At 66.9% G+C, this 14,673-nt stretch carries 15 protein-coding genes; 10 read left to right on the forward strand and 5 right to left on the reverse strand.

Going from position 1 to position 14,673, the window contains the following annotated elements:
• Window positions 1-9: 9 nt before the first annotated feature.
• The gene (dnaN, locus tag QMO76_RS23120; RefSeq protein WP_306363411.1) at window positions 10-1,179 is read right to left on the reverse strand and encodes a DNA polymerase III subunit beta; all 1,170 of its coding nucleotides are present in this window, start codon (window positions 1,177-1,179) and stop codon (window positions 10-12) included.
• 805 nt (window positions 1,180-1,984) lie between these two features.
• Window positions 1,985-3,841, reverse strand: a complete 1,857-nt coding sequence (dnaA, locus tag QMO76_RS23125; protein ID WP_306363412.1) for a chromosomal replication initiator protein DnaA — start codon at window positions 3,839-3,841, stop codon at window positions 1,985-1,987.
• A gap of 532 nt (window positions 3,842-4,373) precedes the next feature.
• Between dnaA and rpmH the strand changes: the two genes are divergently transcribed.
• From rpmH to QMO76_RS23175, 10 genes are all read left to right on the forward strand, one after another.
• The gene (rpmH, locus tag QMO76_RS23130; RefSeq protein WP_306363413.1) at window positions 4,374-4,517 is read left to right on the forward strand and encodes a 50S ribosomal protein L34; all 144 of its coding nucleotides are present in this window, start codon (window positions 4,374-4,376) and stop codon (window positions 4,515-4,517) included.
• Window positions 4,518-4,612: 95 nt separating this feature from the next.
• A complete protein-coding gene (gene rnpA / locus QMO76_RS23135) occupies window positions 4,613-4,999 on the forward strand; it encodes a ribonuclease P protein component (RefSeq protein WP_306363414.1) in 387 nt (128 codons plus the stop codon).
• Complete coding sequence (gene yidD / locus QMO76_RS23140) at window positions 4,996-5,331, forward strand: membrane protein insertion efficiency factor YidD (RefSeq protein WP_306363415.1); 336 nt, start codon at window positions 4,996-4,998, stop codon at window positions 5,329-5,331. The genes rnpA and yidD overlap by 4 nt, the downstream gene beginning before the upstream one ends.
• Before the next feature lie 4 nt (window positions 5,332-5,335).
• Window positions 5,336-6,421: a membrane protein insertase YidC gene (gene yidC / locus QMO76_RS23145; RefSeq protein WP_306363451.1), complete on the forward strand. Its 1,086-nt coding sequence runs from the start codon at window positions 5,336-5,338 to the stop codon at window positions 6,419-6,421.
• A gap of 59 nt (window positions 6,422-6,480) precedes the next feature.
• A complete protein-coding gene (locus QMO76_RS23150; protein ID WP_306363416.1) occupies window positions 6,481-7,023 on the forward strand; it encodes a protein jag in 543 nt (180 codons plus the stop codon).
• 119 nt (window positions 7,024-7,142) lie between these two features.
• A complete protein-coding gene (gene rsmG / locus QMO76_RS23155; protein ID WP_306363417.1) occupies window positions 7,143-7,844 on the forward strand; it encodes a 16S rRNA (guanine(527)-N(7))-methyltransferase RsmG in 702 nt (233 codons plus the stop codon).
• Between the two features lie 17 nt (window positions 7,845-7,861).
• Window positions 7,862-8,296 (forward strand): hypothetical protein, encoded by a 435-nt coding sequence (locus QMO76_RS23160; protein WP_306363418.1) that lies wholly within the window; start codon window positions 7,862-7,864, stop codon window positions 8,294-8,296.
• Window positions 8,297-8,706: 410 nt separating this feature from the next.
• Window positions 8,707-9,726 carry a ParA family protein gene (locus QMO76_RS23165; protein WP_306363419.1) on the forward strand — a complete coding sequence of 340 codons (1,020 nt, stop codon included), beginning with the start codon at window positions 8,707-8,709 and terminating at the stop codon, window positions 9,724-9,726.
• Between the two features lie 4 nt (window positions 9,727-9,730).
• Window positions 9,731-10,774: a ParB/RepB/Spo0J family partition protein gene (locus QMO76_RS23170; protein WP_306363420.1), complete on the forward strand. Its 1,044-nt coding sequence runs from the start codon at window positions 9,731-9,733 to the stop codon at window positions 10,772-10,774.
• A 228-nt stretch (window positions 10,775-11,002) separates the two neighbouring features.
• Window positions 11,003-11,731, forward strand: a complete 729-nt coding sequence (locus QMO76_RS23175; protein WP_306363421.1) for a GNAT family N-acetyltransferase — start codon at window positions 11,003-11,005, stop codon at window positions 11,729-11,731.
• A gap of 86 nt (window positions 11,732-11,817) precedes the next feature.
• Here the strand turns inward: QMO76_RS23175 and QMO76_RS23180 are convergent, their stop codons facing one another.
• The 3 genes from QMO76_RS23180 to trxB all read right to left on the reverse strand — a co-directional run bounded on the left by QMO76_RS23180 (window position 11,818) and on the right by trxB (window position 14,564).
• Entirely contained in the window at window positions 11,818-13,014 is a 1,197-nt protein-coding gene (locus tag QMO76_RS23180; protein WP_306363422.1) for an N-acetylmuramoyl-L-alanine amidase, read from the reverse strand.
• A gap of 220 nt (window positions 13,015-13,234) precedes the next feature.
• Window positions 13,235-13,573, reverse strand: a complete 339-nt coding sequence (gene trxA, locus QMO76_RS23185) for a thioredoxin (RefSeq protein WP_029932470.1) — start codon at window positions 13,571-13,573, stop codon at window positions 13,235-13,237.
• A 7-nt stretch (window positions 13,574-13,580) separates the two neighbouring features.
• Complete coding sequence (gene trxB, locus QMO76_RS23190) at window positions 13,581-14,564, reverse strand: thioredoxin-disulfide reductase (protein ID WP_306363423.1); 984 nt, start codon at window positions 14,562-14,564, stop codon at window positions 13,581-13,583.
• Window positions 14,565-14,673 lie beyond the last annotated feature (109 nt).

Below are 14,673 nucleotides of genomic sequence, written 5' to 3' on the forward strand. Positions count from 1 at the left end.
ATTCGCGACTCAGCCCGGGAGCCGGACCGGCATCAACAGGTAGATGTAGTTGCCGGTCAGCGCCGCGAACGCACCGGACTCCGAGGGCTCCGGTGTTTCGTCGGAGGCGGGCAGCAGCACCGCCGGACGGCTGGGGGTGGTGAAGCCGAAGGCCACCCGATCCGAACGCAGTGCCGACAGGCCGTCCACCAGATAGCCCGGATTGAAGGCGATGGTCAGCGGCTCGCCGCGGAAGTCGGCCACCAGCCACTCCTCGGCGCGACCGGCGTCGTCACCGCCCGCGGAGATCAGCAGGCCCTCCTCGTTGAACTCCAGCCGCACCTGCGCACCGCGCTCGGCCACCAGCGCCACACGCTTGATGGCCTCGGTCAGCGCGCTCACCGACAGGGTCGCGATGGAGGTGTGCTCCTTGGGGAGCAGTTGGCGGAACTTGGGGAATTCGGCGTCGAGCAGGCGGGTGGTGGTGCGGCGGCCGCCGTTCACGATGCCGAGCAGGCCGTCGGTGCCGGTGCCGAACGCCAGCTGCACGGGCGCGTCGGACGGACCGAGGGTCTTGCCGGCCTCGGAGAGGGTGCGCGCCGGAACCAGCACGGCGGTCTCCACATCGGGGCGGCCCGGATTCCACTCCAGTTCGCGCACGGCGAGGCGGAAGCGGTCGGTGGCCGCGAGCACGACCTTGGGGCCTTCGATCTCGACCCGGATACCGGTGAGCATGGGCAGCGTGTCGTCGCGCCCGGCGGCGACGGCCACCTGGCCCACCGCCTCGGAGAACACGTCGACCGCGAGTTCACCGGTCTGGGGAGGAAGTTCGGGAAGCTGGGGATAGTCCTCGACCGGCATGGTGGGCAGGGAGAACTTGGCGCTGCCGCACTGGATCAGCACCCGGGTGCCGTCCACCGAGACGTCCACCGGCTTGTTGGACAGCGCCTTGGTGATGTCGGCCAGCAGGCGACCGGAGACCAGGACCTGTCCGGGTCCGGCGACCTCGGCGGCCACCCGCATCTGCGCGGAGACCTCGTAGTCGAAGCCGGAGACCGTCAGCCCGTCCTCATCGGCCACGAGGAGTACGCCGCCGAGAACCGGTACCGGAGGCCGCGAGGGCAGGCTGCGAGCCACCCACGCAACGGATTCGGCGAAATCCTCGCGAGCGACCCGAAACTTCATGCTTGCAAGGTCCATCGCCCGGTCTGTCCTCTCCCAGTCTCGATCGTTCGTGATCTGTGTCGGCTCGTCCAGCGTCGGCTCGACGCCTAGGGCAGCTGGTGAATCGGCCGCCTCGAAGTCTGGCATAGACGACCGACACCAAACCGTACCCGTGCGAGGCCTCGTCGCCAACGTCGACCCTCCGGCGTCTTCGGGTGTCGATCTTGCGAGACCCCCTCCTTCTCCATGCCGGTCGTTCGGTTGGGAGGAGGCAGGGTCGTGCCGTGGTCTCCCGAGCCGAGTTTCCACACAGCCTGTTTTAAAGAAGAGATCTCTAGAAGAGAAATCTAGGTAGTAATAGGGGCTGTGGATTCTGTGGACTCCACTCGTTTCCGCAGCTGAGGGCGGGTGTCGGCATGGGGATGTCCGTGGGGTGTCTCGAGGATGAACGGGGAGCGTCTGTGGACCGCCCGAAGTTGTCCAACATCCGTCCTCGAGTCGTCCTCGAGTTGTTCCACGATTCCACCCCACTCTGCCCACATCTGAGCGAATCCGGGGACAACTCGAGGATTCCTCGAGGACCTGACAGGGAGTCCTCGAGGAATCCACAGGGCACAACTCGTGTCCTGGCAGGTCAGCCCCCGTGGATGAATCAGCCTGTGGGAACTGTGCACTACCGCCTGTGCACCGCTGTGAGTAAAGCCCTGGGGGCAAACCCGTGGACAACAGTGGGATTCCTCGAGGAATCCACATGCTTTCCTCGAGGACTCCTCGAGGAATCCACAACCCCGAAAACAGCAGACCCCCACGTCAAGTGACGTGGGGGCCTGTTAGCTGTGGATCAGCGGGAGCGTTGCTTGATCCGGGCTGTGAGTTCTTGCACCTGGTCGTACACCCGGCGGCGTTCGGTCATCTCCTTGCGCACTTTTTTCTCGGCGTACATGACCGTGGTGTGGTCGCGGCCGAACGCCTGACCGATCTTGGGCAGGGATAGATCGGTGAGTTCGCGGCACAGGTACATGGCGATCTGCCGGGCCTGCGCCAGCGGCCGCGCCTTGCCGGGACCGGTCAGTTCCTCCAGGGTGGTATTGAAGTACTCCGCGGTCACGGCCATGATCGTGGCCGCCGTGATCTCCAGCGTGGCGGTATCGGGCATGAGGTCGCGCAGCACCACCTCGGCCAGCGACAGGTCCAGCGGCTGCCCGTTCAGCGAGGCGAACGCGGTGACGCGAATGAGCGCGCCCTCCAACTCGCGGATATTGCGCTCCACCCGGCTGGCGATGAGTTCGAGCACGTCGTGCGGCACATCCAGGCGGTCCATCCGGGCCTTCTTGCGCAGGATGGCGATGCGGGTCTCCAGCTCCGGCGGCTGCACATCGGTGATGAGGCCCCATTCGAACCGGGTGCGCAGCCGCTCCTCCAGCGTGGCGAGCTGCTTGGGCGGCCGGTCCGAGGACACCACGATCTGCTTGTTGGCGTTGTGCAGCGTGTTGAAGGTGTGGAAGAACTCCTCCTGGATGCCTTCCTTGCCCTCGATGAACTGGATGTCGTCGACGAGCAGGATGTCGGTCTCCCGGTAGCGCCGTTTGAAGGCCACCTTGCGGTCGTCACGCAGCGAGTTGATGAAGTCGTTCGTGAACTCCTCGGTGGACACGTACTTCACCCGCATGCCCGGGAACAGCCGCTGGGCGTAGTGGCCGGCCGCGTGTAGCAGGTGCGTCTTGCCCAAACCCGAAGCGCCCCAAACGAACAGCGGATTGTAGGCGCGTGCCGGAGCCTCCGCGATGGCCACCGCGGCGGCGTGCGCGAAGCGATTGGACGCGCCGATGACGAAGGTCTCGAAGGTGTACTTGGCGTTCAGGCTGGCCGAGGAGGGGGAGGGGGTGTCGCGCTCGGGCGGCTTGTTGAAGTAGGTGGGCCAGGAGTTGCGGACATTGACCACCGGCTCCTCGTCGTCCACCGGGCGCCGTGCCGCGGGCATGGATTCGGGCTCCGGCTCCGGCTCGGTGGGGAACAGCGATTCCTGTCCGGGTGGCATGGGCGGGGTGCGGTGCGTGCTCTCCCGGCGGCGCGGCGCCGGAGCCGCGGGCGGCGTCATCGACTGGGGCATGGCCTCCGGCATGCGCTCCGGCATGGGGTCCGGCAATTCTTCGGCCATCGGGTCGAGCGGACCCTGACCGTAATCCACAGGTGGATAGTTATCTCGGGATTGATAGTCCGAGGGCTCCCCGTAGCGCGCGGATTCCGAATAGTCCGGAGCGCTCTGGTAGCGCGGCATCGGATGCTCGGCGGGCGGCGGTTCGGGCGCCGGGGAGTACTGCGGCGGGGCCGGTCGGTGCTCGCGCGGGCGCTCCGGGCGGGAGGTCATCCGGGCGTGGCGGGGGTTCGGTGCGCGATCGGCGGGCGGGTGCTGCGGTGCGGCTATCCGCACCCCGAGACCCTCGACCTGGGGGCCGAGCCGACGGGCGAGCGAGCGCAGGATGGGTTCGCGCAGATCGCGTTCCACCACCTGCTGGGCGAGCGGACCGGATACCGAGAGCAGGGCGAATCCCTGTGCGAAGGTGATCGGCGTAATGAGCCCCAACCAGGCCTTGAGCGCCTTGGAGACGGGCTGGATGTCACCATCGGAGGAACCGGTGGTGAGTTCGGCCACGACCTCGGGCCATACGGCGGTCAACTCGTTCTGCTCGGCGTCCACTTACGGTCGTCCTCCCCGGAGTAGGTCGAATGGAGCAGACGGTCGGGTACTGTTCGGAACTCCCACATTCCGGACACAGCGAGGACGCGTCGGCCCTACGAATATGCCACTCCAGGGGTCTTTCCACACAATTATCCACAGATGTGGACAACCTGGGGATACGCGTGTCGTCGCGGGCGAGCCGCCGAATCGAACGTGTACCTGCGGTTCTTTAGCAACCGATCAGCAACTGTCGGGCGACTCGCAGGGAAAGCCGGTGCCAAGGACCGTACACCATTCCGCCTCCCCTCGTCTCCAGCGCCCCGCCGAGAGCCGTCGGTCGTGCCCGCGTGCCGACGGTCGGGTGCCGATCACCCACCCCGAGTTTGCTTCTCATTCAGGTGCTCAGTACCCTCGTACAGTCACCCTGTGGTGCGGAGGCGGCTGTCTGCTGCCCGTGCCGCCAGGGTATTGCGCGCGAGTCTCTCGCGACACGTTTCACCGACAAGCTTCGGGCGTCACCAGGCGCCCACCACCTAGAGGAGTGTTGACCGTGGCCAAGGGCAAGCGGACGTTCCAGCCGAACAACCGTCGTCGGGCGCGGGTCCACGGGTTCCGCCTCCGGATGCGGACCCGTGCGGGCCGCGCCATCGTTTCCGCGCGTCGTGGCAAGGGCCGCGCGCGGCTCACGGCCTGATTCCGGTCCTACCCGGATTCGGCGTCGCATGACCGGCTCGCCGTACGGATCGTTCCTCCGGACTCCCGCCCACTCCTCCCCGCTCGGATGCTCAGGTGCTGCCTGAGCCCTATCGGCTGCATCGGCGTACCGACTTCGCCCGGACGGTGCGCCAAGGCCGACGAATCGGGAGGCGGGATCTCGTCGTGCACGTACTACTAGCCGACGGGCAGGAAGCGAACCGTGACCACCCGAGCATTCGGGTGGGCGGGCCGCGATTCGGATTGATCGTCAGCAAGGCGGTGGGAAACGCGGTGGTACGCCACCGGGTGGCCCGCCGCCTGCGTCATATCTGCGCAAGCGTGGCCGCCGATCTGCCCGAGGGCGCGGATGTGGTGTTGCGCGCCCTGCCCGGCGCCGCGGACGCTCCGTCCGAAGAATTGCGACGGCAGCTGCGTGCCGGCCTCCGCAAGCTCGGTGTCGTCACCGGCAGCGAATCATGACCGCCCTGCGCGCGGTCGCGCGATTCCCGGCTCGGGCCCTGATCTTCCTCATCGAGCTGTATCGGACCTACATCTCCCCCACTCGCATGCCGGTGTGCCGATTCACCCCCACCTGTAGCGAGTACGCGGTGACAGCGCTGCGCACCCGAGGTCTCGTCGTGGGACTCGGACTGACAGCCGTGCGACTGGCCAAATGTGCGCCCTGGCACCCTGGTGGGTGGGACCCCGTACCGGAACGGAAGGACGTCCGCACGTCCCCTCCGGACGAGGCATCGACTTGTAAAGGGTCACCGCCCGCGGTGACCGGCGATACGAACGACGGGAGTGCATAGAGCCGTGCTCGACTTCATCTACTACCCGGTGTCGGCCATTCTGTGGTTCTGGCACCGTGCCTTCGGCTTCGTGCTGGGCTACGACAGCGGATGGTCCTGGACGCTGGCCGTGGTCTTCCTCGTCTTCACGCTGCGCTTGGTGCTGTACAAGCCCTTCGTGAAGCAGGTGCGCACCACCAAGCAGATGCAGGAGTTGCAGCCGCAGATCAAGGCGCTGCAAGCCAAGTACAAGAACGATCGCCAGAAGATGGCGCTCGAGATGCAGAAGCTACAGAAGGACCACGGCTTCAACCCGCTCATGGGTTGCCTTCCGGTGCTGTTGCAGGTGCCGGTGTTCCTCGGCCTGTTCCATGTGCTGCGGTCGTTCAACCGAACCGGCCACGGTTTCGGCCAGCTGGGTATGTCGGTGGAGGAGAACGCCAACACCGCGAACTACATCTTCAGCGCGGTCGATGTCCAGTCCTTCCTCGGCGCGCGTATCTTCGGCGCTCCGCTGTCGGCGATGATCACCATGCCGGACAGCATGATGGCGGCCTTCACCGCCTCCGGGCCGGAGCCCTCCCGGATCGCCATCGCGGCCGTCTCGATTCCGCTGATGATCATCGCGGGTGTCGCCACCCACTTCAATGCCCGCGCCTCGGTGGCCCGGCAGAGTCCGGAAGCGCTCGCCAATCCGCAGGCCGCGCTGATGAACAAGCTGGCGCTGTACGTCTTCCCGCTCGGTGTGCTCGTCGGCGGCCCCTTCCTGCCGGTCGCCATCCTCGTCTACTGGGTGTCCAACAACATCTGGACCTACGTGCAGCAGCACCTCGTCTTCGGTCATATGGAGAAGGAAGAAGAGGCGAAGAAGGCCGCCGCCATCGAGCGTCGGGCCGCGAATGCCCCGAAGCCGGGGGCCAAGCCGGTCGACACCCGCAAGAAGTCTGCCGCAGTTTCCGATTCGGTCGCGGCCGACGACTCCGCCGACGCCACTCCCCCCGCGGCGCAGAACGGCGCCAAGCCGACCGCCAAGCCCGCCGCCAAGTCGAGCGGCGGCGGCAAGAAGCGGTCCGGCAGCCGCGGCCGCGCCAATCAGAAGAAGCGGCGCTGAGTCACCAGCCTTCATCGGCGTGAGGCTGCGCCGGACAATTGCAGATTAAGGAAACGACAATGACTGTTGAGACCGACGGAGGGGATTCCACTGTGACGGCTGCTGCCGCGGACACCGAGGCCGATGTCGTGAACGATGCCGAGGAAGCTCTCATCGAAGAGGGTGAGATCGCGGGCGACTACCTCGAGCAGTTACTGGACGTCCTCGACTTCGACGGCGATATCGATCTCGATGTCGAGGGTGACCGCGCGGTGGTGAGCATCGACGGCGGCAAGGATCTGACCAAGCTCGTCGGTCGGCGCGGTGAGGTGCTCGACGCCCTCCAGGAGCTGACTCGCCTGGCGGTGCAGCAGGCGACGGGGGTGCGCAGCCGCCTGATGCTCGATGTGGCGGGCTGGCGGGCCAAGCGCCGCTCGGAGTTGAGCGCGCTGGGCGCCGAGGCGGCCCGCCGGGTGGCGGAGACAGGCGAACGCGAATCCCTCGCTCCCATGACGCCGTTCGAGCGCAAGATCGTGCACGACGCCGTGGCGGCCGTCGACGGAGTCGTCAGCGAGAGTGAAGGCGTGGAACCGAATCGCCGCGTGGTCGTCCTCCCGGGCTGACACGTTCGCCGCGAAACCCGTAGGGCCCCCGGTTCCGAGAACCGGGGGCCCTACGCTTATCTCTAGTCCCCCGCCCCGCCGCTTCGCCGCGGGCTGTTTGATTCCACTTCTTCGGAAGGATGTTTCACGTGGAACCGGATGCCGATGTGACCGCTCCCGATCTCGCGCCGCCCGCTGAGGCGGCGGTGGTCTTCGGCGATCGACTCGCGCTGGCCGAGGAGTACTGCCGGGCACTCGCGAGCGCGGGGGTGGAGCGCGGACTTATCGGTCCACGCGAGGTGCCGCGGCTGTGGGACCGACACATCCTCAACTGTGCGGTGGTGGGTGAGCTCATCGCTCAGGGCTCGACCGTTGTCGATGTCGGCAGCGGCGCGGGGCTGCCCGGAATCCCGCTCGCCATCGCGCGGCCCGATCTCCGGATCACTCTGGTGGAGCCACTGCTGCGCCGGACGGTGTTCCTGGCCGAGTTCATCGAGTCGGCCGGGCTGAATGTCACCGTGGTGCGCGGTCGGGCGGAGCAGTCCGGTGTGAAGAAGGAAGCCGGGGGTGCGGATGTGGTCACCTCCCGTGCGGTCGCTCCGCTGGCGAAACTGGCGGGCTGGTCCATGCCGCTGGTGCACGAGCACGGCCGGATGCTCGCCCTCAAGGGAGCCAGCGCGGCCGAGGAGCTGGAGCGCGATCGTGACGAGTTGACCCGCGCCGGGGCGGGACGGGCGCGGGTACTGGAATGCGGCGTGGGCGTCCTGTCCACCCCGACGGTGGTCATCAGCGCCGAGCGGCTCCCCCGCGCCGAGCGTCGGCAGCAGCGGCGCGGGCGCTGAGTCGGAAGGGCGGCCGGATGTCGGTTCGGTTCCTGAACGTGGATGTGGAGGTTCGCGATAGCGTGGACCTGACGAGTCTGGGTGCCGCGCTCGAAGCGCTCGGGCGAGGAGCCTCCCTCCTCTATTGCGGGGAGATCGAACCGGACCGCTGGATGCTGTCGTTCGAGGCATACCTCGACACCATGGACGATCCGGATGCGGTCGCGGCGGCGTGCTGCGCGGCGGTCGAGCAACTGCCCCCGGCGGCGCGGGCGCGGTGGGACGCGGCCGAGGACCGAGTCTTCGACTTCGGCTTCGATGCCGCCATTGACGGACACGTCGGACAGCCGGTGCTGTCCCCCGCGACCCTCGCTCGGCTCGCCGCCGTCGACGCCCGGCTCGCTGTCTCCGTCTACACCCACGACCTCGTTTCACGGGAAACATCGCCAAACGAAGCGGCCGGCGACAACTGATTTCGCAAGCTGAGGGTAACTCGCCGGGTACGCCCAGAATTGGTTCGCATCCTGATCGCCGGCACGCGTGCATGACCATCAACGGATTTCAGCCGTGCGCTGAAGACTCGGAGAGGCGGAAAGGTGTGTCGAACAGTGATCAGTGCCGTTCAGCTTCCGTATTGTTGTCGGTGCTGGCAAGCTAGGAGCGTCGAGCGAGCGCAGACCCGCGATGCCCGGCACCCGGCTCGGAAGTGGCTTCGGAATGGGTATCGATCTCGCACCTCGCACCCTCTCGGTGAGCACGCAGTGTCGCGTGATCGTAGGCAGGTGGCGGCACCGTCCACTCGCCCACGAGCGCGGCCGCGGTGGCATGGGTGCGCAATTCAGCTCGACCACGTGTCTTGAAGTTCTCGGGGTTAGGAGCCTGTATGTCGAACGGTCCGGCGAATGTTTCACGGGAAACAACGTCGCGGGTCCCCGGATTGCTGGAGAGTGGGGGTACCGGCTCTGAAGAGTTCGGCCGCACTGCCTTCGGGAACATCTCCCCCGCCGAAACCCCGATAGCGGCGGAAGCGCACCGCGCCAGTCAGATCCTGCACCCGGGCGCGGCCAGCATTCCGCGCCCCAAGGAACAGCGCGTCATCACCATCGCCAATCAGAAGGGCGGTGTCGGCAAGACCACCACGGCGGTCAATCTCGCCGCCGCCCTCGCCCTGCAGGGGATGCGGGTGCTGGTGATCGATCTCGATCCGCAGGGCAACGCCAGCACCGCACTCGGCGTCGAACATCACTCCGGCGTGCCGTCGAGCTACGAGCTACTCATCGGCGAGGTGTCGGTCCGGGATGCGATTCAGCAGAGCCCGCACAATGAGCGGCTGCTGTGCATTCCGGCCACCATCGACCTCGCCGGCGCGGAGATCGAACTCGTCTCCATGGTCGCGCGCGAGAGTCGCTTGAAGACCGCCATCCAGGATGCCAACCTCGCCGGGTACGACATCGATTACGTGATGATCGACTGCCCGCCCTCGCTCGGTCTGCTCACCGTCAATGCGATGGTGGCCGCCAAGGAGGTACTGATCCCCATCCAGTGCGAGTACTACGCCTTGGAGGGTGTGGGGCAGCTGCTCCGCAATATCAGCCTGATCCAATCGCACCTCAACCCCGCCCTGCATGTCTCCACCGTCGTGCTCACCATGTACGACGGCCGCACCAAGCTGGCCGACCAGGTGGCCGAGGAAGTGCGCGGCCACTTCGGCGACGCGGTGCTGAAGTCGGTCATCCCGCGCAGCGTCAAGGTGTCCGAAGCGCCCGGCTACGGCATGACGGTGCTCAACTACGATCCCGGTTCACGGGGAGCGATGAGCTACCTCGACGCCGGGCGCGAGATCGCTGCGCGGGCCACCCCGGCCGCGGCGGGTGAATCACACACGGATGAAAGGGGTCGATAGGCCGATGAGTCAGGCGAAGAAAGGTGGACTGGGGCGCGGTCTCGCCGCGCTGATCCCGACCGGGCCCGCGGCGACCCAGGGCCTCGGCAGTGCCGCCGCCAATGTCGTCATCGGCCTGGACCCCATTGGGCCGCAACCCGCTACGGCGTATCTGCATCGGGTGCCCGATCCGGCCGACGGCGCGACCGAGGCCGAGCCGGGTGCGGAGACGGAGACGGGCACGGACGCGGGCGCGGTGTACCGGGAGATCCCACCGGAGCTGATCGAGCCCAATCCGAAGCAGCCGCGCACCGTCTTCGAGGAAGAGGCGCTGGCCGAACTGGTGCACTCCATCAAGGAGTTCGGCCTCATGCAGCCGATCGTGGTGCGCCAGTTGGCGGAGTCGCCGACTCCCCGCTATCAGCTCATTATGGGCGAGCGGCGGTGGCGGGCCGGCCAGGAGGCCGGACTCACCGCCATTCCGGCGATCGTGCGCGAGACCGCCGACGGCTCGTTGCTGCGCGATGCGCTGTTGGAGAACATCCATCGCGTGCAGCTGAATCCGCTCGAAGAGGCCGCGGCCTATCAGCAGCTGCTGGAGGAGTTCGGCGTCACCCACGAGGAACTGGCCGCGCGACTGGGCCGCTCCCGTCCGGTGGTGACGAATATGATCCGTCTACTCAAGCTACCCATCCCGGTGCAGCGCCGGGTCGCGGCCGGAGTGCTCTCCGCCGGACATGCCCGCGCTCTGCTGTCACTGGAGGCGGGAGCCGAAGCGCAGGAGGCACTCGCGGCGCGGATCGTCGCCGAAGGGCTCTCGGTCCGGGCCACCGAGGAGGCGGTCACCCTCGCCAACCGGAACCCGGATACCGCCGCCACTCCCCCGGCCCCGAAGCGCAAGCCTATCCAGATGCCGGGCCTACAGGATGTGGCCGAGCGACTGTCGGAATCCTTCGACACCCGAGTCACCGTGGCGCTGGGCAAGCGGAAGGGCAAGATCGTCGTCGAGTTCGGATCCATCGACGATCTGGAGCGAATTGTGAGCCTGATGGAGCAGACAAAGCCCTAACCCTGGGCCCGGAGCCGATACGTCACAGTGACGGTCTCGTTCGTCGGGGCGCTCGCCGCGCTGCCTCGAGCCTGGACCAGAATGGACTGATAGTGCGCGCTCCGGATGGCCCAAACGAAAGGTTCGGTAGGTGACAACTGATCTCGTCAGGGTCGTGGTAACTCACCGGGTGAGTCTCGTGGTGGCTCGTGGCTGCGCGCCGACCTCGCGGAGAGGTGGATGAGCGCGGTGTCCAGCAGTGTTACCGCACTGACGCTCGACGGACTCGACAAGCTGCCGGGACACGCGCGCCGCTGCGTGTTCTGGGAGATCGATCCGGCGGTGGCGGCGGACTGCCACGACTTCAGCGATCCGGTCTTCGAGAAGGAAGCCTGGCTGTCCACCGTCATGCTCGAATGGGGCTCGTGCGGACAGGTGGCGCTGGTGGAAGGCCAGTCCGTCGGCTGCGCGCTGTACTCGCCGCCGAGCGCGGTGCCGCGTGCCGGACTCTTCCCCACCTCGCCGGTGAGCCCGGACGCGGTCTTGCTGACCACGCTGCGGTCCGAAATGCCGTTCCAGGACAATGACATTGCCCTGCAGCTGATCCAGGCCGTGGTGGCCGATCTGGTGCGCCGCGGTGTGCGGGCGATCGAGGCGTTCGGCATCCGCCGGGAGCCGCCGAGCACGGCCATGCCGGATCGCCTGCTGGGCTCCATGCGGCTGATGGAGCGCATCTCCACTCCCCCGCACGGTATTCCGGCGTCGTCGTCGCATACCTGCACCCCGGACAACTGCATGATCGAGGCCGACTTCCTGGAGGACGTGGGGTTCAAAGTCATTGCCTCCCATCACCGCTTTCCGCGGCTACGGTTGGAGCTCGACAGCGATCACCTGTGGAAGGAAGACGTGGAGCGCGCTCTGGACCAGTTGCTCGCGGCCGCATCCATGACCGTCCCGGGACGGGTGCTCACACTCTGAGCCCCCGCGGGACGCGCGCTCCCGGATGACGAAAGAGCCCCCGGGACATCCGGGGGCTCATGTCGTCGGTGACCGTCTTTCGCGACTCAGATGCGGTCGGCGGCGGCCAGTTCCTCGGCCAGCAGTTCCGCGAAGGTATAGGTGCCGGTCGGCTGGTCGTCCTGCCCGAGCAGGTAGAGGCGCTTCACGGAGATCAGGATCGCTTCGGCGATCACGTCCCGCATGCGTGGATTGGTGAGCACGGAGGCGTCGTAATCATTGGTGAGATAGCCGATGTCGACCTGCACCGTGGGCATCTTGGTCAGCCGCAGCAGGTCCCAGGTGCGGGCGTGGGTGCGACAGTCCTGTAGCGAGGTGCGCGCCACGATCTCGCGCTGGATGAATCCGGCCAGCACCTGGCCGATCATCGAGGTGGAGCCGTGCGAATTGCCGAAATGGAAGCTCGCCACCCCGCTGGCCGACGGGCTCGGGTTGGTGGCGCAGCGCAGCGAGATCATGAGGTCGGCGTCGAAGGTGTTGGAGGTCTCCGCGCGGTCCGCATCGGAGGGATTGGCTCCCCACGGCCGTGACAGGAAGGTCTCCATACCGGTGGCAGCCATCCGGCCCTCGAGCCGGGAGGCCAAGTCCCACAGGATCTCCGATTCGTACACATCACCGAATTCGGTGGGTACGGCGAAACCCTTGTCCGGTCCACCGAGGCCGGGATCGATGACGATGCGCTTGCCGGTGAGCTGCGGTCCGGCGCGGTGCACCACCTCTTCCTCGGCGATGCGGTGCGGGTTGCCGCCGGTCACGCGAGCGCCCAGCAAATCCAGTGAACGCAGGGTGTCCGGGCCGCAGATGCCGTCGGACGCGAGACCGATCTCACGCTGGAAGGCGGTGAGCGCCTCGTGGGTGTGCGGGCCGAAATACCCGTCCACGCGGTGCACGTAGAAGCCCAGGTCCTGCAGTCGGCGCTGGAGTGTCGCGACATCGTCGCCGTACAGCGGAGCCGACAGCTGGTAGATGAGGGTGCGCGCACCCAGTCGGTAGGACGCCTCTTTCAGCGCCCGATAGGTCGCGGGGCCGACGACGCCGTCCACGAGCAGACCACGGTACTGCTGGAAGGCGCGGACCGCGGAATCCAAATCATGATCGAAAACAGCGTCCGAATCCTTCCAGTACTCACCATTCGGTCCCGACTGATCGGAATGTGGGTGAGCATGCAGGAATCCGAGACTTGCGAGGGTGCTCCGAACCTCTGCTACGGCTGGTCCACTATCGCCGTGACGAAGTCGGTGCATGCGTGAGAGCCCTTTCCTTCCGCCAACCCGGGTACCCACTCATGCGTTGGTTCACACCTTCCGCACGACCGGAGCGTCGGTCGATTGTCTCAGACCCGGACCGAATTTCGGCAATCTGTCGAGTGCAGGAATCCTACCCCGGCGGTAGCGTCAGGGGCCGGAGGTAGGAGCCCGCGGTCCACCGCGGGCTCCTACTCGCGCCAGATCTTATCCAGCGTCGTCAGATGACGCCTTCGAGTTCGCGCAGAAGGGCCGCTTTGCCCTTCGCTCCGACAATTCGCTTGGTTTCCTTGCCCCCTTGGAACAGCACCATGGTAGGCAACGACAGAATGCCGTAGTGCTTCGAGGTCTCCGGATTGGCGTCGGCGTCCAGCTTGGCGATGGTGATCTTGTCGCCGTGGGTGGCGGCGATCTCCTCCAGCACGGGGGCGACCATCTTGCACGGACCGCACCACGTCGCCCAGAAGTCGACCAGCACCGGCTTGTCGCTGATCAGCACCTGATCCGCGAAGGTCTGGTCGGTGACGGTGATCGTCGCGGAGGTCTTGGCGTCGGACATGATTCTCCTACTGGGTTACTTCGACCGGCTGCCCGGCGTGATCGAGGGTGTTGCTGGTGATGTCGCCCTGTTCGGCGAGCCAGCGCTCGGCGTCCATGGCCGCGCGGCAGCCCGTCCCGGCCGCGGTGATGGCCTGCCGGTAGGTGTGGTCGACCAGGTCGCCCGCGGCGAAGACGCCCGGCAGCGAGGTGTAGGTGCTCTGCCCCTTCACCTGGACGTAGCCCTCGCCGTCCAGCTCCACCTGGCCGCGCACCAGCTCGCTGCGCGGGTCGTGGCCGATGGCGACGAACAGGCCGGTGGCGGGGAACTCCGAGGTCTCCCCCGTGCGGGTGTCGCGCAGCGTCAGGCTGGTGACGCTGTTCTCACCGTTGACCTCCACCACCTCGCTGTTGAGGACGAAGCGGATCTTCTCGTTGGCCTTGGCGCGCTCGAGCATGATGCGGGAGGCGCGGAACTCCTCGCGGCGGTGCACGATGGTGACGCTGGCGGCGAACTTGGTGAGGAAGGTGGCCTCCTCCATGGCGGAGTCGCCGCCGCCGACCACCACGATGTCCTGGCCCTTGAAGAAGAAGCCGTCGCAGGTGGCGCAGGCGCTGACGCCACGGCCGAGCAGCTTCTGCTCACCGGGGACGCCCAGATAGCGGGCGGCCGACCCCATGGCCAGGATGACCGCGTGGGCCTGGTGGGTCTCGCCGCCGACCACGACCTTCTTGATCGGGCCGGTGAGGTCGAGCTCGTCGACGTCCTCGGTGCGGATGTCGGCCCCGAACCGCTTGGCCTGCTCGCGCATCTCCTCCATGAGGTCCGGGCCCATGATGCCGTCCCGGAAGCCGGGGAAGTTCTCCACCTCCGTGGTGGTCATGAGCGCGCCGCCGAACTGCGTGCCCTCGAACAGCAGGGGTTCGAGTTCCGCGCGTGCCGCGTAGACAGCTGCGGTGTAGCCGGCTGGTCCGGAACCGACGATGATCAGGTCGCGTACAGGCGTGCTCAAGGGGCCCTCCGAGGCAGTGTGAAACTCAGCGTGTCGGTCAACAACAGCCTAAACGCTGTTGTTCCCGCGGTTAGGGCAGGACGGCGTGGGGCAGGTCTCAGCGGCTCGC

This window comes from Nocardia sp. CC227C, from assembly GCF_030767025.1.
Lineage (GTDB): Bacteria > Actinomycetota > Actinomycetes > Mycobacteriales > Mycobacteriaceae > Nocardia.